The organism is Arenibacter troitsensis, assembly GCF_900177645.1.
Classification (GTDB): domain Bacteria; phylum Bacteroidota; class Bacteroidia; order Flavobacteriales; family Flavobacteriaceae; genus Arenibacter; species Arenibacter troitsensis.
In genome coordinates this window covers 1,109,749-1,133,593 of the sequence record NZ_FXAO01000001.1, presented here as the reverse complement: position 1 = coordinate 1,133,593, position 23,845 = coordinate 1,109,749, and the positions used below count along the sequence as shown (strand labels likewise).

18 protein-coding genes, 1 tRNA gene and 1 pseudogene are annotated in these 23,845 nt (G+C 37.2%); 6 read left to right on the top strand and 14 right to left on the bottom strand.

The window, feature by feature from the left end:
• The first annotated feature begins 4 nt into the window (after positions 1-4).
• Together B9Y87_RS04535 and B9Y87_RS04530 are read left to right on the top strand one after the other, a co-directional pair.
• Positions 5-223, top strand: coding sequence for a hypothetical protein (locus B9Y87_RS04535; protein WP_072864149.1), 219 nt, complete (start codon positions 5-7; stop codon positions 221-223).
• A gap of 25 nt (positions 224-248) precedes the next feature.
• Positions 249-1,157 (top strand): NAD(P)/FAD-dependent oxidoreductase, encoded by a 909-nt coding sequence (locus tag B9Y87_RS04530; protein WP_085496537.1) that lies wholly within the window; start codon positions 249-251, stop codon positions 1,155-1,157.
• A gap of 15 nt (positions 1,158-1,172) precedes the next feature.
• On the opposite strand, the pseudogene B9Y87_RS22125 reads toward B9Y87_RS04530, so the two are convergent.
• From B9Y87_RS22125 to B9Y87_RS04505, 5 genes and pseudogenes are all read right to left on the bottom strand, one after another.
• Positions 1,173-1,304, bottom strand: a pseudogene (locus B9Y87_RS22125) (HpaII family restriction endonuclease); the annotation flags it as partial.
• Between the two features lie 393 nt (positions 1,305-1,697).
• Entirely contained in the window at positions 1,698-2,636 is a 939-nt protein-coding gene (locus B9Y87_RS04520; RefSeq protein ID WP_139827143.1) for an alpha/beta fold hydrolase, read from the bottom strand.
• A gap of 592 nt (positions 2,637-3,228) precedes the next feature.
• Positions 3,229-3,750 (bottom strand): DinB family protein, encoded by a 522-nt coding sequence (locus tag B9Y87_RS04515; protein ID WP_085496535.1) that lies wholly within the window; start codon positions 3,748-3,750, stop codon positions 3,229-3,231.
• A gap of 208 nt (positions 3,751-3,958) precedes the next feature.
• Positions 3,959-4,495, bottom strand: coding sequence for a dihydrofolate reductase family protein (locus tag B9Y87_RS04510; protein ID WP_085496533.1), 537 nt, complete (start codon positions 4,493-4,495; stop codon positions 3,959-3,961).
• A gap of 72 nt (positions 4,496-4,567) precedes the next feature.
• On the bottom strand, positions 4,568-5,302 hold the full coding sequence (locus tag B9Y87_RS04505) for a helix-turn-helix transcriptional regulator (RefSeq protein ID WP_085496531.1): 735 nt from the start codon (positions 5,300-5,302) through the stop codon (positions 4,568-4,570).
• Positions 5,303-5,492: 190 nt separating this feature from the next.
• Between B9Y87_RS04505 and B9Y87_RS04500 the strand changes: the two genes are divergently transcribed.
• A complete protein-coding gene (locus tag B9Y87_RS04500; RefSeq protein ID WP_085496530.1) occupies positions 5,493-5,681 on the top strand; it encodes a hypothetical protein in 189 nt (62 codons plus the stop codon).
• Positions 5,682-5,694: 13 nt separating this feature from the next.
• Here the strand turns inward: B9Y87_RS04500 and B9Y87_RS04495 are convergent, their stop codons facing one another.
• The 4 genes from B9Y87_RS04495 to B9Y87_RS04480 form a co-directional block, all read right to left on the bottom strand.
• On the bottom strand, positions 5,695-7,347 hold the full coding sequence (locus tag B9Y87_RS04495; RefSeq protein WP_085496528.1) for a HEAT repeat domain-containing protein: 1,653 nt from the start codon (positions 7,345-7,347) through the stop codon (positions 5,695-5,697).
• Positions 7,348-7,760: 413 nt separating this feature from the next.
• The gene (map, locus tag B9Y87_RS04490) at positions 7,761-8,525 is read right to left on the bottom strand and encodes a type I methionyl aminopeptidase (RefSeq protein WP_085496525.1); all 765 of its coding nucleotides are present in this window, start codon (positions 8,523-8,525) and stop codon (positions 7,761-7,763) included.
• A gap of 158 nt (positions 8,526-8,683) precedes the next feature.
• Positions 8,684-9,511 (bottom strand): carcinine hydrolase/isopenicillin-N N-acyltransferase family protein, encoded by an 828-nt coding sequence (locus tag B9Y87_RS04485; RefSeq protein WP_085496523.1) that lies wholly within the window; start codon positions 9,509-9,511, stop codon positions 8,684-8,686.
• A 683-nt stretch (positions 9,512-10,194) separates the two neighbouring features.
• On the bottom strand, positions 10,195-10,875 hold the full coding sequence (locus tag B9Y87_RS04480; RefSeq protein WP_085496521.1) for a 2'-5' RNA ligase family protein: 681 nt from the start codon (positions 10,873-10,875) through the stop codon (positions 10,195-10,197).
• 439 nt (positions 10,876-11,314) lie between these two features.
• Between B9Y87_RS04480 and B9Y87_RS04475 the strand changes: the two genes are divergently transcribed.
• Entirely contained in the window at positions 11,315-13,699 is a 2,385-nt protein-coding gene (locus tag B9Y87_RS04475) for a TonB-dependent receptor (RefSeq protein WP_085496518.1), read from the top strand.
• Between the two features lie 12 nt (positions 13,700-13,711).
• The gene (locus tag B9Y87_RS04470; protein ID WP_139827142.1) at positions 13,712-14,779 is read left to right on the top strand and encodes a PepSY-associated TM helix domain-containing protein; all 1,068 of its coding nucleotides are present in this window, start codon (positions 13,712-13,714) and stop codon (positions 14,777-14,779) included.
• A 1,555-nt stretch (positions 14,780-16,334) separates the two neighbouring features.
• On the opposite strand, the gene B9Y87_RS04460 is transcribed toward B9Y87_RS04470, so the two are convergent.
• The 5 genes from B9Y87_RS04460 to B9Y87_RS04440 all read right to left on the bottom strand — a co-directional run bounded on the left by B9Y87_RS04460 (position 16,335) and on the right by B9Y87_RS04440 (position 21,911).
• Positions 16,335-16,408, bottom strand: a tRNA-Arg gene (locus tag B9Y87_RS04460).
• Between the two features lie 135 nt (positions 16,409-16,543).
• Positions 16,544-17,746 (bottom strand): sensor histidine kinase, encoded by a 1,203-nt coding sequence (locus tag B9Y87_RS04455; RefSeq protein WP_085496514.1) that lies wholly within the window; start codon positions 17,744-17,746, stop codon positions 16,544-16,546.
• A 28-nt stretch (positions 17,747-17,774) separates the two neighbouring features.
• Entirely contained in the window at positions 17,775-19,535 is a 1,761-nt protein-coding gene (locus B9Y87_RS04450) for an alpha-amylase family protein (protein WP_085496512.1), read from the bottom strand.
• A 51-nt stretch (positions 19,536-19,586) separates the two neighbouring features.
• Positions 19,587-20,513 carry a carbohydrate kinase family protein gene (locus B9Y87_RS04445; RefSeq protein ID WP_085496510.1) on the bottom strand — a complete coding sequence of 309 codons (927 nt, stop codon included), beginning with the start codon at positions 20,511-20,513 and terminating at the stop codon, positions 19,587-19,589.
• Between the two features lie 105 nt (positions 20,514-20,618).
• A complete protein-coding gene (locus B9Y87_RS04440) occupies positions 20,619-21,911 on the bottom strand; it encodes an MFS transporter (RefSeq protein ID WP_217807483.1) in 1,293 nt (430 codons plus the stop codon).
• Positions 21,912-22,602: 691 nt separating this feature from the next.
• Here B9Y87_RS04440 and B9Y87_RS04435 point away from each other — a divergent pair.
• The gene (locus B9Y87_RS04435) at positions 22,603-23,628 is read left to right on the top strand and encodes a LacI family DNA-binding transcriptional regulator (protein WP_085496505.1); all 1,026 of its coding nucleotides are present in this window, start codon (positions 22,603-22,605) and stop codon (positions 23,626-23,628) included.
• The last annotated feature ends 217 nt before the right edge of the window (positions 23,629-23,845 follow it).

Below are 23,845 nucleotides of genomic sequence, written 5' to 3'. Positions count from 1 at the left end.
AAACATGAAAACAAAAGTAAAACTCTTGGCCTCCCTAAAGATATGGATGGCCATTTATCCTTCCATCACGGCCTTTCTTTTCCTTTTTGGAAATCAATTGGCCACCCTTCCCCTCTACCTTAGAACCTTGGTACTTACCTTGGTATTGGTGCCATGGATCGTATTTGTAGGCGTGCCCTTTATAGATACCTTAATGAAGAAAATGCAAAGAAAGAACGAGTAAATCACCATTTTTAAAACAAGAAACCATGAAAAAGGAACAACATTTTGACGTTATCATCATAGGAGGAAGCTATTCCGGTCTCGCAGCCGGGATGGCTTTGGGAAGGGCCTTACAACAGGTCTTGATCATAGATAGCCATGCGCCCTGTAACCGACAAACCCCCTACTCCCATAACTTCATTACCAATGATGGTAAAACCCCTGCTGAGATAGCTTCTGTGGCCAAACAGCAAGTAGCTGCCTACCCTACAGTGCAATTTTTTAACGGACTTGCCATTCATGGCTCCGGCACCAACAATGCGTTTAAAATTACAGTAGACTCTGGTGAAACTTTTAGTGGGGATAAATTAATTTTTGCCACGGGCATTAAGGATATCATGCCCAATATGGACGGATTTTCAGAATGTTGGGGCATCTCCGTGTTGCATTGCCCCTATTGCCATGGCTATGAGGTAAAAAATGAAAGAACAGGTATTTTGGGCAATGGGGAGTATGCCTTCGAATTTGGAAAACTCATCTCCAATTGGACCAAGCAGTTAACCATTTACACCAATGGCAAATCTACCCTTACTACGGAACAAACTGCCCAACTTGCAGCGCATCACATTACCATAGTGGAAACTGAAATAGAACGTTTGGAGCACCAACAAGGACAGCTGCAGAACATCATCTTTAAAAACGGTTCCAAAGCTGCCGTTACCGCCATATATACCAAAACAGCCTTTGAACAGCATAGCGCTATACCAGCGGCCATGGGGTGCGAGTTGAACGAGGAAGGCTACCTAAAATCCGACGCCTATTTACAAACCAATGTTAACGGCATATATGCCTGTGGCGATAATGTATCGCGCTTGCGCACCGTTGCCAATGCCGTGGACATGGGCATGGCGGCCGGAATGATGGTGAACAAGGAGCTGGTTTTTGAAAGGTTTTGAGTGATTTTGATTAATTGTATCAATTTGGGTGTTATTAAGTAAGTAATCCTCAAATTCATTTCTATTGTAAATAGAATAGCATAGAACTTGACCATCTTCTTTCACTATCACATATCCTGATACGTGATAAATTATAGGCAACTCCATAGATGCCAACAATTAAATACCCCTAATGTCGAGAATTTATGGTGTCGTTCTTCAGGCAGGTTTTTCTTGCGTTATGTTCATGTTCCAAAATCAGTTAAAGTTGGTCTATCAATTTTTAATTTCAAAAAAGGCCCTAAGCCCATAACTGAGATATTTTTTGTATATTATGACTATGGATTTACCAATGGAGGCTTACGAGATACTTATTCCTGTGGCTATAATTAGTGTAGCGCTGGTTGTAGTGCATTACCTAACAAAAGGTAGTAGGAATTTCAGAAGCAGCAGAAATAAAAAGGCTAGGAAACAGTTTTAATCTGCTATATCCCACTTTTGCCTTTTTGCTAGGGTAACCCATGTTCAAAAAGCAACGCACTCTACACACGGACAGGGTCCTTATTTTAAAAAGTCCAGCATTTTTTGATTCACCGTTTCCGCTTGATCAATGGATAAAAAATGTCCCGCATTTTGTATTACTTCACCTTTACCTTTCGGCAACATATTGGCAATGGCCACCGTTCTTTTTTCATTGATCATATCGTCGTCCCCAATTAACACCAGAACAGGCATTTGTAACGATTTTAATTCGTCATTGGAAAAAGGTTGCATGCTGGTTATAAATTTGTTCTCAGACTCCAATTCCGTACCTAGTTTGTATTGCTTAAGATAGGCATCGTTTATGTTGGCCACATTGCTGGACATGCTTTCCAAGCTCTGTTCCATTTGCTTTTCCTTTGAAGAAAATATCCTGACGATATTTTTTAATAAATCCGTACTAGGTTTGATCCATGTAAAGGTTTGTGCCGGACTTAACAATATTAAGCTTTTTATCTTTTTCTGATCGTTCAATGCTAGCTTTACCGCCAACCACCCCCCTCTGGAAGCACCAATGAGATGAAAGCTATCCAACTCCAGGGCAAACAAAACCTCCTTATACCATTCGGTAACCTTTTCCACACTTTCAATATCATTGTACAAATAAGATTTCCCTGCTTCCAAAATAAAGTCGATCGCAAACACCCTATTGTTTTTTGTAAGCGATTCAATATTTGGATACCACATGGTAGAACTGGCATTCATTCCGTGGAGCAATACCACTGGTTCCGTATTTTTAGGGCCACTCACAATAACATGGGCAATTCCGTTAGTGGTAGGAATATACAATTCCTCAAAAGAAACACTCCATAATTTTAAAGTCTCGTCATAAGCTTCAAAATAAGCTGCATTTGAAGCAGCTGGGGTTGTAATATATTCCGGCGGATTTTTATACTTGCGGTATTGGTCGGCACAACTCGTCAATAAAACAAAAAAAGCGAACAATAGTGGTAGTCTCATAGATTGAAATAAACTTTATTTAAATCTAACCATATTCAGGCGTAACACCATACTATTGGAATCTTATTTTTATCATTAAACCTTGGTTTTTTTGTAGTAGTGCAAAGGATTATGAAAAATACAAGACCCTACGACGCAGGATGAACGGACATCTCAAGACCATTGCCAAATATATGGGTTTGCACCACTTGTAGACGATTCGAAAGGTCCGAATCCTTTGTGATAACTAATAGGTAGTTCTATAATGTTGTCTTTTTTGCAACCTGTCATTATACATAAACATATGCTCAATAGAAATAGAGTTTTAATTTTCATCTTTCATTCAAATTTTAGACAGAGTTCGTTTTCAGCTTGCAGGTAACGGTTTCACTATGTCCATTGCGTTGCTGGCACGTACTTGCTTTTCCACCTTGGGATTAGTTATAGGTTTTTGCCCGCCCGAACGTGCCTTTTAGGTACCGGCGGGTTTTATAATTGTTTTTACTTCAAAAGCCCAATCTAAAAAATTGGCGGACTTTGTAAGTATATGCAAACCATTGAGTTAATTACCAATACCCGCATTACTTACAGGTATTGATGTAAACTGTATTTTTTATTTTTTTGACCACCAACCATTTTTTTTCCTGATATAGATGATTTGTCCAGTATGATAAGCGGTGTGAGATATCATATTAGCAATTTCAGAACTCCATTCTTTAATTTGTTTGTCAGTTGCCCTCTCGGTTAGGCGCTCCCACTCAGTTTGAATACTATCCAACCTACGATATGCAATTTTCCAATCCCCAGCGTTACTTTTATTAAAGGTTTCCTTATCATCGTTATTGAATTCAGGCAATTTTTCACCTTTAAATGCTTTTAGGTTCACTTCGTTCCAAAAAATCAAATGAGAAACTAGTTCGCCTATCGAATGATTTTCAGTACTGTCTTTCCAATTTGATTGTTCATGAGTAAGTCCTTCAATAGCTGTTTTTGTTGGTACAAACCATTCCTGATTTGAATGCGTGTTTTTCAATTGTTGAACAAGCAATGCTCTTATACTCGCTTTATCATTAATTTTTTGTGAACAGCTTAAAATCAGACAACCAATTCCAAGTATTATTAAAATTCGTTTCATTTATTTGAGTTTGGATATAGTATACAACAATTGGATATGATCCATTAATCATATCCCTTTAATAGGTTCAAATTAATAAAACTTTCTTTGCCCTGGTACTAATTTGGAGGCCAACTGTTATAAATGCCCCTACCCCATTATTGTACAATGGCCTTCCTAGTCCCACTTTTGTTTAAACTCTATTATGGCCTTAGTAGACTTGTAATTATTACTTTGTTTTTCGCTTGTAATACAACTGGGTTAATCCTGTTTCAAATGTTTTGGCACTTATAAATTCCAGAAGCTGCTCTGGCCTACCTTTCTTAAATAGTCTCGTACCACTGCCAACTAGAATGGGCACAAGAGAAATAGTAAGTTCATCTATGAGGTCATTTTTGAGTAGTTCGTTAACGACTTCAGCACCACCATCACAATAAATATTTTTTCCTTCTTCACTTTTAAGTTTGGTGACCAATTCTTTCAAATTACCTGTATGAAATTTGATTCTTCCAATATCGGGACGTTCTGTGCGTGTAATGACATAGACATCTCTTTCGCCATTGTCGTAATGCGAAGCACCAATTTCCTTTACTACATAATCATAGGTTTTGCGGCCGATAATAATAGTATCAATAGTTGATGTAAATGCTGCGTAACCATAATCTTCACCTTCTTTTTCTACGAGTTTTAGGAAACTCAAGTCGTCATTAGGTTTTGCAATATAGCCGTCTAGGCTTGTGGCAATGAAAAGTGATATTTTTCGCATCTGGTTTAAATATTAATGTTTTTGCAAAATTAATTTTCGACAACCATTTGCGCTTTGTATAAATGCGACATTTTAAAGTAGCGTTGGTGAAAGTCCTGTATTTCGCTTGATTTCATTATTAAGATGTGAATGGTCATAATAGCCGCACTCAAATGCAATATCTAATAAGCTGCGATTTTCATTTGAGTTTTTAATTATGTTCAAAGCATTTTGAAAGCGAATAATGTTTGAATATTCTTTTGGTGAAAGCCCTATTTGTGATTTAAACTTTCTTTCTAATTGCCGCACAGTTATATGATTTCGCTTTGAAATCTCTGAAATGCTCAATTTTCCATTTGAAGAATGAATATCGCTGATTATAGATTGTAGCTGGTTCTCTTTGCATTTAATTCTGTCTAAAAAATATTGGTTTAGATAATTGGAACGGTTTGCAAGAATTTTATCAATATTAAATGAATTGGGTTTTTCAAATTCGATGGTGTTATCGGTCAGTTCATCCTGGGCTACATAATTATAAAAATTCGTAAAAATTGCAGGTTTAAAACAAACTCCTAATAGATGTGTGTTACTGTCGATAAAACTGTCTTTAAATGAAGTCATGGCACCAACTACATAGGTTTTTCCGAATTCCATAGATAAAGAACCATTATCGGTCAAACAGGTTTCTCCTATGTTCATTACTAAACCGGCACAGCCATCTGGAAAATTTCGCTCCCATTGTCTGTCCGAGTCTTCTCCTTTCAGTTCCCAATAGCAATGAATAAAGAGTTCTAATTCTTTATATGGTTTTGTTTCTATGTACTCCATCTGTTTCGTGATGTTGTTTTAAATGACTGCCAACTCTTTTATAGGTTCAATTTAATAAAACTTTCTTTGCCCTAGTATTAATTTGGAGGCCAACTGTTATAAATGCCCCTACCCTATTGTTGTCCAAATGGACTTCCTGGGCCCACTTTATGATAGACATAGAGAAGAACTTTTACTTGAAAAATAGATTATGGAAAACCGTAGTTTGAGAAGTTTCTGGTTTTGTGGAGCAATAAAACCAACCAATAGTGAAGAAATTTGGTTTATGCCCAGATCATTTAAAGCCGGTGTAGTTGAGAAAATGCGGTCTTCATTTTTGCCCCCCGAATTAATTACGGGACAGGCAGTTCCGGCCACACGAAGACTTCTTGGTTATTAGAGCAGGTTATTTTTTACCATTCTGCTATTATTTCTTTCACAAATTCAGAAATATATTCAGATTCACTATTTTCAAATGTTAATATATATTTCTTTGCTTTATCGCCTTTAATTTTTGATAATGCTCTCAAGTAGGCTTGACAATTTCCATCACTTCCTTCTCTTTCTTTTTCGCTTATCTCAATAATTCTGTCTATTGAACTTTTATCATTTAGGTTTGCAAGTCCAATTGATGCATTTTGGTTCATTGAAAAACCCGAATCTTCATTATAGATAACGTCTTTGAAAATTCCTTTGTGTTCTTCTTTAGGGAATTTAGATAAATACTCTATCGCTGTTCCTTTCCATTCCGAACTTTCATAAGTATTGTAAATGTCTGTGTAAACATTTTGAAGGGTATCTATCTTATTATTAATTAGGATATGTGTAATTGGTGAAACTCGCTTTCCAGGTTTTTTTAGTAATTCAATAAGTTTTTCGATTACTATTTTTGATTTAGAATTTTTTAGAGCATCCACAGTCCAATATCGAACAGATGAATCTTCGTTGTCCATATAGTTCAGAAGTATTTCTTCAGATGCGGAATCTTCTCGTCCTTCAAGAACCTTAATCAACGTTTTTTGAATGGTTAGGTGTTTTGTTGTTTTTAAAGTTGTTTGAACATCATTTAGCAATTCATCAGAAAACAAAAGAGGTTTTCTTAAAGTATTGAAATAATATTTTTCAGGAATTTCTCTGCTTGAAACAAGTTCAAGCCAATATTTGACACTTTCTGGATTTTTCGATTCTAAAAAGCCATTTAAAATGTCTTTAGAAACAACTTTTTCTGAATTAGCAAGTCGCTTTAAATAATCCACATCTTCTTTAGTTGGACTATTTGCTAACGCTTCAAGAGCAATAGGACGAGTTTTTGTGCTGTCTAATAAAGGAATAAAAGTTTCTTTTAGATTTCCCATTTCTAATTCTTTCACAGAAAATATTGCATAACCTTTTATGTTATAGTCCCAATTCCTTACTGCATCAAGTAATAATTTTTCGGTTTTTTCATTCTTTCCTGTTTTTGAAAGTAATTGTGCAGACAGAACTTTAGCTTTTAAGTTTGTACTATTAATTCTATTGTAAGCTGTATTTTGAAGTGAATCTTTATTTAGTTGAAAATACATAGGAATCATATGACTGTCTCCAAAATTCTCATTCTCGATTAGAAAATCAAAAAGCGGTGTTGTGTGGTTCGTTTGTAAATACATTAATGCCATTCCAGACCAAATTAGGTTGCCTTTAGTTTTCTCTGTTTTTAATTTTTCTAAAAGTTCCTTTTCATAGTTTTTATCTCCGGCTCCTGCAATTACTAAATAAGAAAGTAACCTTTTGTATGGGTTTTCTGAATTTAATAAAGTTTGGATGTTATTTTTATAATCATCTGTTTCTTTAAATTCAGTAAGTGGATATTGAACTATTCGTTCGTTTTTTAAACTTGCAGTAAGTTGAGTTATGTCACTATGAGGTATTAGTAAATTGGAATACGTTCTGAACATTTCATTCAATTCGGACTCACTAAATTCAGTTTCGGTTACTTTTTTAAAGTCCTTTTTAAAATCGTCAATATTCTGTCCGAATGAAGCGATTGAAATTAAAAATATTACTAAAATTCTGATGTGTTTCTTCATTTCGTTCTAATGTGCCCTTATGTACTAATATAGTAACAAGATACCATATTTCTTTTATAGGCCCAATGCGAAAAAAACTTTTGCCGAATTATTTTGGTAGGGATTGTACGATAACCATTTTACAGTGTTTTGAGGGAATAACTGGGTTGGTCTCGGTTTTGCGCTACCCTTGCTATTGGAACTATCATTTTATTTATTGCCAATATAGGAAGTTTTGCTTTGTTCTAGGGGAGATTTTTTTTTACTAACCTTAACAGGAACAGATTGAAACGGAATGGATGGCACCCATAACGGGAATACAATAAGAATTGGCAAGTAACATAATTCTGGAGCACGACACTCGGGTTTGGTTAACACGGTGTACATGTTTGGCCGTAACAGCCAAACGAACATTTAGTTATTGTAGCCAGTTTTTAATTCCAAATCCCATTTGATTCAGTCAAAATCATAGGGTCTTTATCCGTGATTAATATAGTTTGTTCGTGCTGTGTTACAAAACCACCTTTGTTGCCAACCAAAGTCCAACCATCATTTAATTCCACAGCAACAGTTGATTTTGTTGAAATGAAAGTTTCTATTGCTACCGTTGTATTTTTCTTAAATCGTTCGCTGTTACTTTTAACTCTATAATTTAAAATATTCTCAGGTTCTTCGTGTAAACTTCTACCAACTCCGTGACCGGCCAAATTTTTAATTACTTTAAATCCCAACTTTTTAGCTTCTGTTTCTATTAAATATCCAATTTCAGAAATTTTTACTCCGCCTTTAATATTGCCTATTGCTTTGCGTAAAATATTTTTAGAAGCATTTACAAGAGGTTGGTGATTATGAATGTCTTTTCCAAGAACAAAAGAGCCACCATTATCAGACCAAAATCCGTTTAGTTCTGCCGATACATCAATATTAATTAAATCTCCTTCTTTCAATATTTTTTTCTCGGATGGTATTCCGTGAGCCGCTTCTTCATTTATACTTATACAGGAATAGCCGGGGAATCCATAGGTTTCGTATGGTGCGGATTTCGCTCCATAACTCTTTAAAATTTCACCTCCATAATCGTCCAATTCTTTGGTAGACATTCCAACTTTAGCATATTCCCTCATCAATTTTAGTGTAGTTCCGACAACTTCACTAACTCTTTTCATTCCTATTAATTCAGATTCCTTGGTTATTGACATTTTAAGTTTGTTAAATTGGCTGTAACGCATCGCAGCTATAGGCAGGCAGGGATTTTAATTACTGAACTCCCTAAGAAGAACTGAACTTTAAATTTACCACTTTCCTGTCCTACGAAGTACAAAACCCCCACTTGCGAATAGGTGATGTTTGCGATTCGTTATTTTTCTGTCAGTTTGATTTTTTGTCCTTTCTCTTTTAAGAATTCTTCGCTCAAATTTAGCTTTACCACATTTTTATTACTGAGTTTATAGGAAAGTACAAACTCCATATCTGTAAGATTAATGAATGAAGTATATACCGTTCCACCAACTCGATTATTTTCGTCCGCTCTTGGTGGTTGACCTGCCTGTCCGAAAGTATTACCGACCTTTAAAAGATTAATTTCTTCTCCACTTTTCTCCATTTCAGAAATTCTTTCTTCGATACTGTTATACCGATAACAAGGATAATTTCCCGCCTTAGGTTCTGATAATAAATAATTTGTCATTATTAATTTGTTGTCCTTAATCCAATGAAGCTTCCGCTCTCCATTTACCCATTCGACTATAACAGCTTTTCCTGTTTTATCGCCAAACATCATATGGCTCTTGTTCAACGCAATTTTTTCTGTTTCTAAAAATTTTAATGCACCCTCAACTGTAGAACAGTTAGCTAAGATGTTGTCTCCCAAATTGCTTGTTGGATTTCCATAACCCTTTATTTTTTCTTGTTCAGGTGTTACAGCAGCATCAAAAAAAAGTCCTTTTTCGTTGATTCCACCTTGGGCAAAGTTCTCCCAACCATACCATAGTCTGGCATATTCTTTTTTTGATTTAGGTTCTATTCGAATGTACGCATCAACGTCCAACCAATAATCTTCACTATTGACGGCATATATTTTTCCTGTATTTGAATCAATATAGTATAGTACTGAACAAGCTGTTGATATGTTTGGAATCAATAAAAATCCCAAAAATGTTATTAGAATTAGTTGTGTTTTCCTCATTTCTAGTGGTTATTCCTGTTTTTTTCAATGACTGCCAAGATACATTAGACCCAATGCAAAAAACTCTTACCGAATTAATTTGGCAGGATTTGTACGATACCTATTTTACAGCATTTGGATGGAATGACTGTGCTGGTCTCGGTTTTGCGCTACCCTTGCTATTGGAATTACTATTTTAATTCTTACCAATTTAGGGATTTTCACTTTGTGCTGTGTGATTTTTTACTTGTTTTCCTTAATTGGCGCCAACTCTCAAAAATAACCAGTTGACACTAATAACTGGAAAACATTGTGACTTAGCAGGCCACATGAGGAGCGGAAACAAGACTAGGTTCTGGCAACACGGTCTTCAAGTTGGACTCCCTCTAGTTTATTAAAATAGGTAATACCTACCACACAAAGACTTAGTTATTAGGCTTTGTTATATATTCATTTATTATTGAATCATCACATACCTGGGCTTCTATGTATTTATGATACTTTAATCTTTCCTCTGCTTGACATTTTTCCTCCGATGGTATTCCATACTCATCCATAAGATCATTTATCTCACTTAGAAGAAAGATTTGTCCGTAACAAGCTTCTATAAGTGGTAAGTTTTGGTTCGCAATGAAACTGAAAAGAGAACATACTATCCGGATGGACAAGTGCCTTTCATAGGAGGCGTTCCTGGGCTACTTTTTTTATATCACAAATTCATGAATCAATTTCACATATTTTTCACTTTGATACCAATCGTTGTAAACGAGCTCAAATTTATTTACTTTAAAAGTGCCAAAATCATAGTTAATATTTTCGTTCAAAGCCTGCAAAAATTTTCCTTTCTGCTTGATTTCCGCTTTAAATCGAATAATAGTTGCATGGGCTGTTTGTATTGAATATCTTTTATCTAAACTTTGTTCTAAATCAGAGTTTTTAAATTCTTTTCTTAATTTATCCCTAATATTATTTAATCCGTTATTATCCATGAACCCTTGAATCATTATACCTGAAGGAGAAGCGGTAATGCCCCTGAACGCAATATTTATTTCTTTTTTTTCAAAAGTGCATTTTTCAATTAATTTAATATACTTTGGTAAATCAATTTTTTCTATATCAAACCCCTCATAACAAGAAATAATTGACATAACTGTAATGTGAATATCAGTATTTGGATAGTAATATTGATTTGGTTCAATTTTCTTGAATATTTCAAGGAATTCCTGTATCCGGTATTTAACTTCAATAGGAGGCCTTACCAAAAGTGTTATTCCAAACCTATTATCTTTGTCGGATTCTATTAAATTATCAATTTCATAATGGTCTGAAGCAATTTTACCTACCGATTCTTCGTAAAGTTTTTTGTAATGATTTTCAAGATTCATTAATTAAAAAGTTTCCAATGATTTTAGATTTTGTCTAAATGTAGCCTAATAGTGTGACATAGTTATTGACCATATTTATTTATAGATCCAATTTAGTAAAACTTTTTGTTGACATAGCTATTGATTATAAGGCTTATAGCGCTTACTTCCACTACCCTATCTTTACTAAACTAACTCATACTGCTTGTGCAATGTAATAGTGATAAAGAAAAAGAGATACAAGAAAAGTAAGTTGTAAAAAACCTTAATTTGTGTCGTTTCTGGTATATATGACATTGTCTTTTGGAGATTACAGTAAAACTTTTTGCTGGTGACCTGGGCCTTTTTATTAATCAACATTACCAAGCTATTTAAAAAACTAAAGCAAATATTTCTTTGTGAATATTAATTTGGATTCTATATTTGCCTCTTATTTTAAATAAATCTAAATAAGAATAGAATGAAAATAATGGTCTGGGCAGCAGCCCTTTTGCTCTCTTTAAATGCCTTTTCACAAGCCAGTATAAAAGGTAAAATTACAGATGAAGCCAATCAACCCCTTACCGGTGCAACCATATATATTGAGGAATTAAAAGAGGGAACCATGACCGATCTCAATGGCAACTACCAACTTATGGACCTTGAGGAAGGATCCTGGACACTTACCCTCAGGATGCTGGGATATCAAATACAAACAAAAAATATTACCCTGGAACCCAACTCTGCCTTGACTTATGATGCCATTTTAAAAGAAGATTTGAGCAATTTGGATGAAGTAGTGGTTTCTGCGAGCAGGCATTCCGAATATCTATCCGAAATTCCTGCTTCCATTACCGTTGTAGGCTTGGCCAAATTGGAGGAGTTTGTACCCTCTACCTCAAATATCAGTGAAATACTGGAATTTACCGTCCCAGGACTGGCAGTCTCTACCGGTACCTTTTCCAATTGGGGACAAACCCTCCGAGGGCGTTCACTATTGGTTATGGTCGATGGCATTCCCCAATCCACCCCATTGAGAAATGGCCAACTGGGAATAAAATCCGTAAATCCCAATGATATTAGCCGTGTAGAGGTAATCAAAGGGGCCACATCCATCTTCGGTAACGGGGGCAATGGCGGTTTTATCAATTATATCACCAAAAATCCAACTTCCAATGAAAAAATTGAAGGTACTACCAATCTATGGGGGACAACCAATTTAGCTAAAACCAATGACGCATTGGGTTGGGGCATACATCAGTCCCTTAAGGGCAACTTGAATAGATTCAGTTACTACATCAGCGGAAGTATGGAACAGACAGGTAATAAATACGATGCAGATGGAGTTCCCGTTCTCCCTACCTATGGATTTGATAACACCGATATTTATAGCACATTTGCAAAACTGGAATATTTACTAACGGATCAACAAAAACTGACCCTAAGTGGTAATATCTACCATTCCGCTCAAGATAGCCCCTTCATTCCGGTAGCCGCGGAGGTAGAAGTCTTTAATGAGAATGGGGATTATACGCTTGTTCCTGGTTATGGCGTAAAGGGGACCATTGTTGGCGAAGAACCTACTGGGACGACCTTGGTCAACGGACAATTAAAATATAGTCTCAACAATATATTCCAGGGAACTACCAATTTTGAAACAGACCTATATTATCAAGACACTGAGAATGTATTTTTCTATTCCGATAAATTCGAAAACGGCGGACAATCCGTAATAAATGCCAAAAAATATGGCATCAGACCCAACTTTAATACCAGTTTTGGTTCATATGGCCCAACAAATATAACTTTGACCTACGGGGTAGACCTATTAAAGGACAAAACCAATCAAGGGCTTTTGGATGGAAGGTTATGGGTTCCAAATATCGATTTGATGAGTTGGGCGCCCTACGCGCAATCTACTATAAAACTTAAGAACCAATGGGTTCTTAAGGCTGGTTTGCGATATGACGATATGAATATGGACATCGTAGATTACAACACCCTTCCCTATTCCGCTAAAAGTGATGGCAATTTCAGTCCATCCGTAGCTGTGGAAGGTGGTCAACTTAAATTCAACAATCTGGCCTTCAACTTAGGAGTCCGGTATATACAGCATCAGGAATTTACACCTTATATAAGTTATTCCCAAGGATTTTCCATTGCCGACCTAGGCTCTATACTGCGGTCTGCGGTGGCCGATAACATAAATGACATACAGTTGGAACCAGCGGTAACCAATAACTATGAATTTGGCTTTATATCCAAATTCAATAACTTTCAACTAGAGGCCGTCGGCTATTACAGTACTTCGAACTTGGGCACAGGAGTTGTATTTGTGGATGAGATCAATTCCTTTGTACCCTCAAAACAACCACAACGAATTTTTGGTGGCGAAGTATCCTTGGATTACTTTAGTTGGAACAAGAAATGGCAAGTAGGAACGTCATATTCTTACGTAGAAGGATTGACCCATGGTGTAGATGACGAAAACAACCTGACTTATTTGGGCGGTGATGTCATAGCCGCCCCAAAATGGACCACATATATTAACTGGCAGCCCACGGAAAAATTAAACACATCGCTTAGAATGACCAATCTGGGCGATAGAAACCGATTCGATCCCTTTATCGATGCCAACGATACTTGGGCATATAGACATACACAATTCCCCGTTAGTGGTTATACCTTGCTGAATCTTTCTATGGGCTATCAATTAAAATCGAACCTATCGCTTTCCCTAGGCGTCAACAATATACTGAACGAATACTACCTACCTGCCCGATCTCAGTGGGCCGCACCTTTAAATACCTTTACGGGGGTAGGAGAAGGAGCCAACGCAAAACTAGGACTTAGGTACAATTTTTAAACCATAGCTTCTTTGATCAAATTTAACAGGTTTATAAGGAATTTACACCTTTGGCTGGGTCTGTCATGCGGCCTGATCGCTTCAATCTCCGGGTTGACAGGTTCACTATATACTTGGCAACCTGAACTAAGCGCTATGCTCAACCCAGAGTTATTGACCATTGAGCCTGCTAAACCTTTTGATGAAAACAATCTCTACAAGACATCTTACAAATTAGTAGAACAACATAAGGACAGTCTCACCAAAATAAACTTGCCCTATCGCGAGCAAAAGACTATTTCCTTGGAATACACGAATGGTGAGACCTATTATTATCATCCTATTTCCGGCTCTCTTTTGGGCAAAAAATCGAGTTCCATTAAATTTTTTGAAAATTTATTAAACTTTCACAGAACCTTGGGGATTCCGAAAATTGGAAAATATATTACGGGTAGCAGCACTCTTTTATTTTTCCTATTATTATTAAGTTCTGGTGCCTACATGTGGTGGAAAATCTATAGCACCAATCTTATCAAAGGCTTTAAAATAAAATGGACAGCCAAGAAAAAGAAATTGAATTACGACATTCATAAAGTACTGGGTGCAAGTTTTTTCTTCCCGCTCATGGTCATAGCTTTTACCGGCGCCTATTTTACCTATAATACGTATTATAAAACGGCACTAAGCATATTTGATGATTCAGCACAACCGAAGTCAGTGCAAAATGAACTTAAAATTGGAAGCCCAATCAGCCATAAAGAATATCTACTCAATCCTGATAAAGACTATGACCTTCGCACTGTCATTCTTCCCAAAAACAAACAGGAAGGATATCATTTTAGATATATTCAGGATAGATTCCTAATGGAAGGCCTAAGAAAAACCAAGGAACTGAAAATTGATCAAAAAGGATCTATTACCAGCCTCACGGATTTTCAAACAGATTCCAATAGTAATCGGATCGCTGGGCAATTCTATCCCGTTCATATAGGGGAAATTGGAGGGTTATGGGGAAGGATCCTGGTATTTATTTCTGGTCTAATTCCAATAATCCTGTACATAACAGGTCTAAAGATGTTTGTTTTGAAAAGGAAAAAGTGATCCCCAATTATAGTCCTTTGTATTTCTTAACATATTTAGAACTCCAATCCCTACACTTTTACCCAAACTTTTATGCGTGCAAGAAAATTGAACAATCAAAAATTCTTCTGTAGAATGGGATAGTCATATCAGAAATCTGTCAACAGGTGGAAAATTACAAAAGAATAGTGCAAGGGCAATCCCAAGAGTTCGCAATCAATCATTTTTGATCAACTTATCCTAATTTTAGAATTTTTAATGGTGACTTAAATAGTATAGTATTTGATACTTTTGGTAAAATATAAGTCTGAATTTAATCTCAAATTTGCATGGAAAAAAATAAGCACGCTTTAAGTTCAGTCTAACACTTAAACCGCTGTTTCGATTATAAAATTTATTTATATACCTATTCCATTAATCCATAAAGTTTAATAACTATAGCACGTAGTGATTTCTTCAAAATCAATTTGCCTTACGGTATTAAAAGAAACAATAACGGTTATGGGGCGGCTTTCAATAGAGAGCATAAGCCCTTGGCGAGAATGACACCTTTAAGTCTTTTTCTGATGGTGATTTTGTTTACAGCAATTACGGCAAGCATTCAGATAAACTGTTGATGCAACTAGCAGACGGGCCTATCTCCCTTCACATGGATGAAAACAATGTTATTACTAAGGTATTTTTTTATGATGACGCAACAAATCCATCTAACCAAGGTACACTGTACCTTGGTATTCAGCCCTGGTCGTTTTTTATTCATCGGCTGCTCAATTGTTTTTTTATGGTATTCATGAATGCTACGCATTTGGGCGATGCAAAAAACGCTAGGCTGATTTTAAATTTCTTTAAATCTATGCACTTTCCACAGCCGCACCGTCCAGGCCGCTTTCACTAAGGCGAAATGCTCTTTGGACAGCTACCTGAACCCAATGTGGAAACCACTTAATTTAAGACGAAATTGAAAATAGGCCGGTCCTTTCGTTCCGTCGACCTTTATGTGGGGATAAATCATTTTCCGTTACTAAATACCTTTGGGCATTGTCATCAAGGTCTATGGTTTGGTAGTTCTTCTTCCGTAGTGGAGATGGCATGGCCGTTAAGAATTATTGAAGCCTTGGAAATAATTTAGGCCATGGCATCGGTCCTTAAAATCCTAAGATTTTAGGGGCCACCTAGTGAAGAAGGGTCTTTTCTCCTGCCCGACGGCAAGGCGGGTTTGTTTCGTTTTATTCATGGCCTTTCTATTTTATAATAAGGTATTCATGAACCTCCTGCGTCGGTTTCATTGGAAAACAAAGAAATCGAAGATTCACGAAATCCGATAAAAACAATAACAACCCATTGAGTAAAATGAAAGAATGATTTAATCGTTGGTTTTTCTAGATTGCTCCTATTAATTAAAACTATTGTTCAAAAAACATGAGTGATCAAATTAATCCTAATTTTACATAAACACAACAATTGTTCCTGATCCCTTTTGGGATTGATCCATTGATCCCACAAAGTGTGCATTTCCAAAAAATCAAATAACAAAAAAAAAGGCCACCAATCTCTTGGTAGCCCTTTTTTGTTGAAGTGATCGCGACACGATTCGAACGTGTGACCGTCTGCTTAGAAGGCAGATGCTCTATCCAGCTGAGCTACGCGACCATTCACTAAATCGGATAAGTTTTATCTTTAGCGGCTGCAAATATACAATTATCATTAATTACCGCGCAACATTATTCATAAAAAATATTTGAGCCTTTGACATTCCTGGTTTTCAGGTATTTTATATTGTATAAACTATTTTTCCAAAGTAAAAATAAACTTGGCACCCCTTCCAAGTTCCGATTCTACCTTAATGTCCCCCCCTAATTTTTCCACTAATTTCTTCACCGTGGCCAATCCTATTCCATTACCCGGTCTTCCAAATTTATCGGTGGCCATTAATTTTTCGAATATCTTAAAAATCTTTTCTTGATGCTCAGCAGCAATTCCGGGTCCATTGTCACTAAGGTAAAAAAGGTAATGGGAAGCACTCTCCGATACCCCAAATTCAATTTCGACTACCGCTTTGTCATTGTATTTAATAGCATTGGTCAATAAATTGATCAGAATCTGATGGATAGCGGTTTTATTGACCATTATATGCGTCAAGTCAGATTTTAGAACTAGATTTAATTTGTGATCATAAGAAAAAAGTCCCTCTAAATCCTTGATCAAACTATTCAATGCCATACTCGATTTTTCTTCCCTCAATATACTTTCGGCCTTACTATAATGAAGTAGACCATCGATAAGCTGGATAAGATTGTCGGAAGAACCAATAATCATTTCCAATATATCCAATCCATCAGCATCCAAAATGTCCTTATATTGTTTCCTAAAAAGTTGTGTTAAACTGGAGATATTGATCAAGGGAGTTTTAAGGTCGTGGGCGGCAACTGAAGCAAATTTTTCCAGAATCTCATTTTTTTCTTCCAGTTCTATGACCGTTTGCTCCAACAGGAAATTATTCTTTCTAAGCTCCAGCAAATTCATCACCTGCTTGGAAAGTGCAGCTAAGGAACGTATCTGGCTCTGACTTAACAAATTGGGCTTATGGTCTATGACGCACAATGTTCCCAACGCTAGGCCTGCTTTACTGACCAAAGGAACACCGGCATAAAAAATAACGTGGGGGTCACCGGTAACCAAGGGGTTATCATGAAAGCGTTCATCCGTTCTAGCATCCTGGACAATAAATACATCGTTGGGTTCATTAATGGCATGTCCGCAAAACGCATACTCTTTAGGTGTTTCGCTGGCTTCCAAACCGTGATGTGACTTAAACCATTGCCGCTTATCATCAATGAGACTAATCAGGGAAATTGGGGTTCCGCAAATTTCCGCAGCAATTGTGGTTAGGTTATCATAATCGGTTTCCGGCAAAGTATCCAGAATGGAATAGGAATCCAAATCCTTAATTCTTTCCCTTTCATTTTGGGGAATTTTAGGTGTTTTCAATAAAATATTTTTTTACATATTGCCACTTTTAATACGCTATGCTTTTGGCAATACCATGATGGGTATAGTTTATGGTAAAGGTAAGGGTTTTGAGATCAGCTTTTAATTGGGCACTTTCTTTTTGATTCTTCCAAACAATATCCAATTCGCCATCAGGGGTATCCTTAAACTCCACCTTGCCCAAGAATGCCCGTGAACTGTTACGCAAACGAATTAAGGCAAGTTGATCAATGACTATACTCCGTTTAAGACCTTGTTCCACCTCCTGTAGTGATAACGTTGTTCTATTAATTTCCTTGTGGCCCCCACTACCCCCTTTGTCTGCCGCCTCATAATCGTTCTTTCCTGCAAAAATATCCAAATACCATACTTGTGGGATTCCCGGCATAAACATTTGAATGGCCCTTGCCAATAATAGTTTTTTTTCATCTTCGCCCAAGGCACTGAAAAAGGTGGCGTTTACCTGGTAATAGGAGATTTTTTTTCCTGCAGGATCATAGAGATTTTTAACCCTTCCTCCCCTATCCATAATTTTGTTCATGATGGCCTCTATCTCTTCATCCAACAGCAAGCCTTTATTATAAACTCCGTTGACCTCCTTTCCCTTTAGATCCAATACAGGTATTCCGTCATGGCAGCCCAACATGTTTACGGTTTTGTAGCCCTTATCAAGAATTTCCCTGGCCCAGCCTAAAAGGGACTTGGTACTGCCTATTTCCAGAGCGTGAATAGTTAACCCCGGCAAGAAAAAATCATATATATGATACCCTTTCTGGGCCACCTCTTCATGTAAATGAAGTCCGTATTCCGCATGAATCTCGGGCAACAAGATCAAGTCGTTCTTTTGTGCTATCTGCCTTATCCGTTCCAAATACTCCCAAGTACCAGGTTTGTTAAAGAAGTTGGATTTACCTACTTCCTTATGCAGGTAGGCGAAGGCATCCAACCTTAAAATTTTACAGCCAAAACCCTTTAGCTTTTCCAAAGTTTCCCTATAAAACTCCCATACCAAGGGCGAACTGGCATTGACATCCATTTGTCCCAGATAGGTTATTTTTCGATTTACAATTTGAAGGATTTCTTTTTTATATGGATTACAGTCGCCGAAATCCAGATTCCTCAAGTCCTTTCCCTCGGTTATAGCGCCATTTATTTTTTCACAGATCGCTAATTTTTGGCTATTGCTTAGTCCTTTAATTTTTAATAAATCGTTTGCAGTAATTTTTTGGTAACCCAACTGCTGATAAAAAGTATTCCAATAAGGCTTTTCGGTTCCGTCCGGGAAAGGCACTTTTAAAATGGGCAATCCGGATTTCCTCATAAAAAGTTTGGATAGGAACTCCTCCCTGGGGATTAGCACGCCATCCTCCCCCATTTCGCCATTACCTTCCCAGAACTCGTTCCAGTTGATAAAAAATTCTTTAAATTTAGAATCGTCGCCCTGCGCCAATAAGTCTTGGAATTGTGGCGACGCCACCGATAAATGGTTCAAAACAATATCAAACTTTAAACCTATCTTTAATTTTTCCAAGGCCTTAAGATCTTCCCTAGAGACCAAATCCTTATTGAGATCGTAATCTATAATGGAAAACCCCCTATCCAAATCACTATTAAAAAAGGTAGGCAAGATGTAGAACAGGGAAAATACATCCTTAAACTCCGGCATTTCCAACATTGTGACGATGTCGTTCAAATTGTGGCCAATACTATCGGGATAGGCATTTAGCATTACCCCGTTTACAATGCTGGAATTATTTGAACCTTGGCTTCCGTATTTGTGCTCTAACATTTCTTTGGATACTTAAGTAATTGGTATTATTTGGGTTAACATCTAACTGATTTACAATAAATCGGACAGAATATTGATATTATCCGGGAGCCTCCCTACATTTTGCAGTTTTAAGGCCGCCAGTTGCAAGGCTACTTCCAAGCATTTCTCCATGGGCTTTTCTTTAATATAGGCAAACAAAAATCCGGACCAGAATGCGTCCCCAGCACCTGTGGCGTCCATTACATTATCTACCTTTATGGCCGGCAATTGCATTATGCCTTTTCCATTTTGAGATAATTTGACCCCTTTACTTCCCAAGGTCAAACAAACAATCTCGACCCCATGGGAATGAAAAAAGTTAAAAATTTCATCATGTGACAGTTCCTGTTCAAACAGCCTTTCCATATCATCCTCACTGATCTTGACCAAAGGGTTAAACGCACAGTACGACTTGATTACCTCTAGCGCCACCGCCTGGCTATCCCATAGTTTTTTGGCATAATTAACATCTATGCTCAATTTACAGCCAAGGTCAAAGGCCTCTTTTGCCTTTTTTAAAATAGTGGTCCTACCCGGATCTTTACTTAGAGCAAAACAAGTGGTATGGAATATAGTGGTGGCCGCAAGGATATCATTGCTGATCTGACTTTCCGCAATACGATAATCCGCTTTGCGAAAAGGAATAAAATCCGGGGTCGTTTCGCTCCTGGACACAAAGATGACACTTGTAGGTTCATCCACAATGGTGCTTATATGTTTGGTATCCACGCCAACTTCTCCCAATCTCTTAAAAATGTATTCCCCAAAGGCATCATTGCCCACGGTGGACACTAGGACCGACTTAAGCCCCAATCTAGCCAAATTCATGGCCACGTTAGTGGGGGACCCCCCGAGATATCTGTGATAATCCCTAGTATTGTTGATATCGACCCCCGCCTGATGACCTATAAAATCAACAAGTACTTCCCCAACACATAGAACATCTATGTTTTTCATATTAATTTTTATATAGTTTATTTTTAGAGTTACTAGGCTATATGGTCTAAATTTTCAACACCTTCGTGACCCGAAATCCAATACATATACCCTATTTTTATATGACTAATTGCTTTGTACAGCGGCATAATCCTTGGATATAAAAAAGCACGAAATTGCTCCCAGTATAAAACATATCCCCACAAAAGCCAATGCATTTCTTGGATCGCCCAAAAACAAGGAGTCATAAAAAAATGGTACGGTGGCCATGCTTATAAACTGGGGAACCACAATAAACATGTTAAAAATGCCCATATAGACCCCCATGCGCTCCTTGGGTACCGAATACGATAGAATAACATAAGGCACTGCCATAATGGATGCCCAGGCAACCCCCACTAAAAACATACATATATAAAACATGGTGGTAGTGGTGGCAATTTGCATAGTAATAAAACCAATGGCCCCTATTATCAAGAAAACGGCGTGAGTCTGCCTATGCCCCAATTTTTTCCCTACCCAAGGAATGGCGAAAGAAATGGTGAAACATGCTACACTGAATATGGCCAAACTTACACCTCCGTAAAAGGCTCCCTTTTCAAAATCGGGATGTTCCGGAGAGGCGGCACCGAATACGTGCCTCGAAATGGCCAAGGACAGATATTGCCACATTAAGGGCAAACCATACCACACAAAGAACATAACCCACCACAACTGTTTCATTGTTTTGGGCATGGTAACAATTGCCTCCTTCACTTCAATAAAAACCTTGGCAACACTTCCTTTATCCTTTTTAAATTCCTCCATATTCTCTGGAGGATATTCGTCCGTTGTAAAAATGGTCCACAACACGGTACCTAGCATAACCATAGCTCCCAAGACAAAGGAATATTTTATGAAATTGGGTATTCCATTGGCATTCTCCAACTCTGCGATTTCGCCATAGGCCCCAAGGGTAATGATTCCCAAAAAACCGAGTAACCAGGGCATAATGTTGGCAGAAAACTGGCCTAAACCAACAAAAAAACTTTGAACCGAAAACCCTAAAGTTCTTTGTTCTGACGGTAATTTGTCGGCTATAAAAGCCCTAAAGGGCTCCATGGCAATGTTCATGGAGGCGTCCAATATCCATAATAATCCTGCAGCCATCCAAAGTGTGGAGGAATAGGGCATAAAAATCAGGGCAATACTCGCCAAAATGGCGCCCACTAAGAAATACGGACGACGCCTTCCCAATTTGGTCCATGTTTTATCGCTCATGGCACCAATAATAGGTTGTACCAACAAACCGGTTAATGGTCCGGCAAGCCACAACCATGGTATTTGCGCCTCATCTGCCCCTAAATATCTGTAAATAGGACTCATGTTGGCCTGTTGCAGACCGAATCCGAATTGTATACCCAGAAATCCGAAATTCATATTCCAGATTTGCCAAAAACTTAATTTAGGTTTGTTTAACATAGCTATCTTGTAAGAGGTTAGAATGTTTTTTTTATTAATATGTCATAGGCCTATTGGAGCTTACGTGCTACTTACCCTTACAATTCAATAAGCAGTCTTGGGACCTTAAATTAAATGCCCTATCTCCAAAACGTGGTATCAAAAGAACTTAATAAAGCTATGCATTTCATTTGATAATATCCCCAGTTTTTTAAAAAGTGGCCCCGTACATATGGGAAGTCGTTCTTTAACGTCATGGATCGTATTAAACGAAACAAGGGAAGAAAAGTAAAAGAGCTGACCTCTAGTCACCTAAACATCAACTCTATTTACACTTCAATCGAAAAAACAATCAACCAACCTAAAAAATCTATATTTCGTCCTAGGCCTTCGTGTCCATCAAGATGATGGTATTCCAACCTGGTTATTTACAACTATTCTCCGTCTGTTCTGCCCAACCAAACGTCGTTTCTCCAGTGAGATTTAGTCCATGGGTATTTGAACGATTTTGGAGCAACACGAATCAGTAAGTTTTGGAACAATCTTGGTGAAAGTTATATCTAAAAAAGGCTTTAAATATTAAATTGATTAACGAAAACGATTTCGAAATGAACGAAAACGATTTAGATTTTCTATTTTTTAGTATATTTAATATAAATTCAAACCCAAGATGAAACCTGTTACCCTAAAAGAAATAGCAGATCAACTTAATATTTCTGTGACCACTGTTTCAAAAGCTCTAAAGGACTATCCGGACATTAGTAAAAAAACCAAGGCCTTGGTGAAGGAGTTGGCACAGACCCTGAACTACAAGCCCAATGCCTTTGCCGTAAACCTAAGGACGAAGGAATCCAAGACCATTGGCCTGATAATTCCAGAAATTGTCCATCATTTTTTTTCCAGTGTTATTAAGGGCATCGTTGCCCAGGCAGAGAAAAAAGGATATCTGGTCATTATCCTTCAATCCAATGAATCCTATGAATTGGAAAAAAAACAGATTCAACTGCTATTGAGACAACGTGTTGATGGCATTTTAATATCCTTGGCCAATGGTACCGCCGATTATAACCATCTTAACGATGTTCTGGCCCAGGACAAACCCTTGGTAATGTTCGATAAGATTGCCAAATTGGTAAAATGTTCCAAAGTGATCATTGATGACAGAAAAGCGGCCTATGAGGCAACACAACACTTAATTGACACGGGCTGTAAGCGAATTGCCCATTTTAGAGGGGCCCTTTTACCGCAAAATTCCATTGATAGGTTTCTGGGGTATAAAAAAGCACTGTTGGATAACAATATGCCCTACGACCCCTCTTTGGTGTACATCTGCCAATGTGGGGATCAGAGTTTTGAAGAAGGTAAAATGAATGCACGCCAACTGTTAAAAGACCACAAGGATGTGGATGGTATCTTTATAAACACCGATATGGTAGCTATTGGGGCCATTACGGAGTTTAATGAACAAGGCATAAAAATACCTGAGGACATCTCCATTGTAGGATTTAGCAATTGGTTTATGTCATCGGTCATTTCTCCAAGTTTAAGCACAATAGACCAACCAGGTTATGAGATGGGAAAAGCCGCTTTTAAACAACTTTACAAGGAAATGCAACAGTTAAAAAATAAGGGACCAATTGTTTATAAGGAAATAGTTTTGGAAACGGCTCTAATTAAACGGCAATCCACCAAATGAGGTCTTAAGTAAAATACGGTAGATTTAGGGATTTGTTGTAAAAAAATTCCCTTCCTACAATTCAAAAATGTAATTATATTTCTTAATATGGATAGAATATATAGATTGGTCCTTGAAAATATGGTCAAATAAAAAAATCAATTGATGTGGCAAAACTTTGCCATAATTGTATAAAACCACCTAATGACTTTTATTGGCCTCCCCAAAAAGTGACACA

What these genes read in the sequence shown, in the direction of transcription:
- B9Y87_RS04480 (WP_085496521.1), bottom strand. Translation starts at nt 10,875, where the DNA reads ATGAATCTTGAAAATCATTACAAAAAACTTTACGAAGAATCGGTAGGT.
- B9Y87_RS04450 (WP_085496512.1), bottom strand. Translation starts at nt 19,535, where the DNA reads ATGTTAGAGCACAAATACGGAAGCCAAGGTTCAAATAATTCCAGCATT.
- B9Y87_RS04440 (WP_217807483.1), bottom strand. Translation starts at nt 21,911, where the DNA reads ATGAATTTCGGATTTCTGGGTATACAATTCGGATTCGGTCTGCAACAG.
- B9Y87_RS04510 (WP_085496533.1), bottom strand. Translation starts at nt 4,495, where the DNA reads ATGCGAAAAATATCACTTTTCATTGCCACAAGCCTAGACGGCTATATT.
- B9Y87_RS04515 (WP_085496535.1), bottom strand. Translation starts at nt 3,750, where the DNA reads ATGAAACGAATTTTAATAATACTTGGAATTGGTTGTCTGATTTTAAGC.
- B9Y87_RS04520 (WP_139827143.1), bottom strand. Translation starts at nt 2,636, where the DNA reads ATGAGACTACCACTATTGTTCGCTTTTTTTGTTTTATTGACGAGTTGT.
- B9Y87_RS04500 (WP_085496530.1), top strand. Translation starts at nt 5,493, where the DNA reads ATGGAAAACCGTAGTTTGAGAAGTTTCTGGTTTTGTGGAGCAATAAAA.
- B9Y87_RS04505 (WP_085496531.1), bottom strand. Translation starts at nt 5,302, where the DNA reads ATGGAGTACATAGAAACAAAACCATATAAAGAATTAGAACTCTTTATT.
- B9Y87_RS04445 (WP_085496510.1), bottom strand. Translation starts at nt 20,513, where the DNA reads ATGAAAAACATAGATGTTCTATGTGTTGGGGAAGTACTTGTTGATTTT.
- map (WP_085496525.1), bottom strand. Translation starts at nt 8,525, where the DNA reads ATGTCAATAACCAAGGAATCTGAATTAATAGGAATGAAAAGAGTTAGT.
- B9Y87_RS04475 (WP_085496518.1), top strand. Translation starts at nt 11,315, where the DNA reads ATGAAAATAATGGTCTGGGCAGCAGCCCTTTTGCTCTCTTTAAATGCC.
- B9Y87_RS04485 (WP_085496523.1), bottom strand. Translation starts at nt 9,511, where the DNA reads ATGAGGAAAACACAACTAATTCTAATAACATTTTTGGGATTTTTATTG.
- B9Y87_RS04530 (WP_085496537.1), top strand. Translation starts at nt 249, where the DNA reads ATGAAAAAGGAACAACATTTTGACGTTATCATCATAGGAGGAAGCTAT.
- B9Y87_RS04435 (WP_085496505.1), top strand. Translation starts at nt 22,603, where the DNA reads ATGAAACCTGTTACCCTAAAAGAAATAGCAGATCAACTTAATATTTCT.
- B9Y87_RS04495 (WP_085496528.1), bottom strand. Translation starts at nt 7,347, where the DNA reads ATGAAGAAACACATCAGAATTTTAGTAATATTTTTAATTTCAATCGCT.
- B9Y87_RS04535 (WP_072864149.1), top strand. Translation starts at nt 5, where the DNA reads ATGAAAACAAAAGTAAAACTCTTGGCCTCCCTAAAGATATGGATGGCC.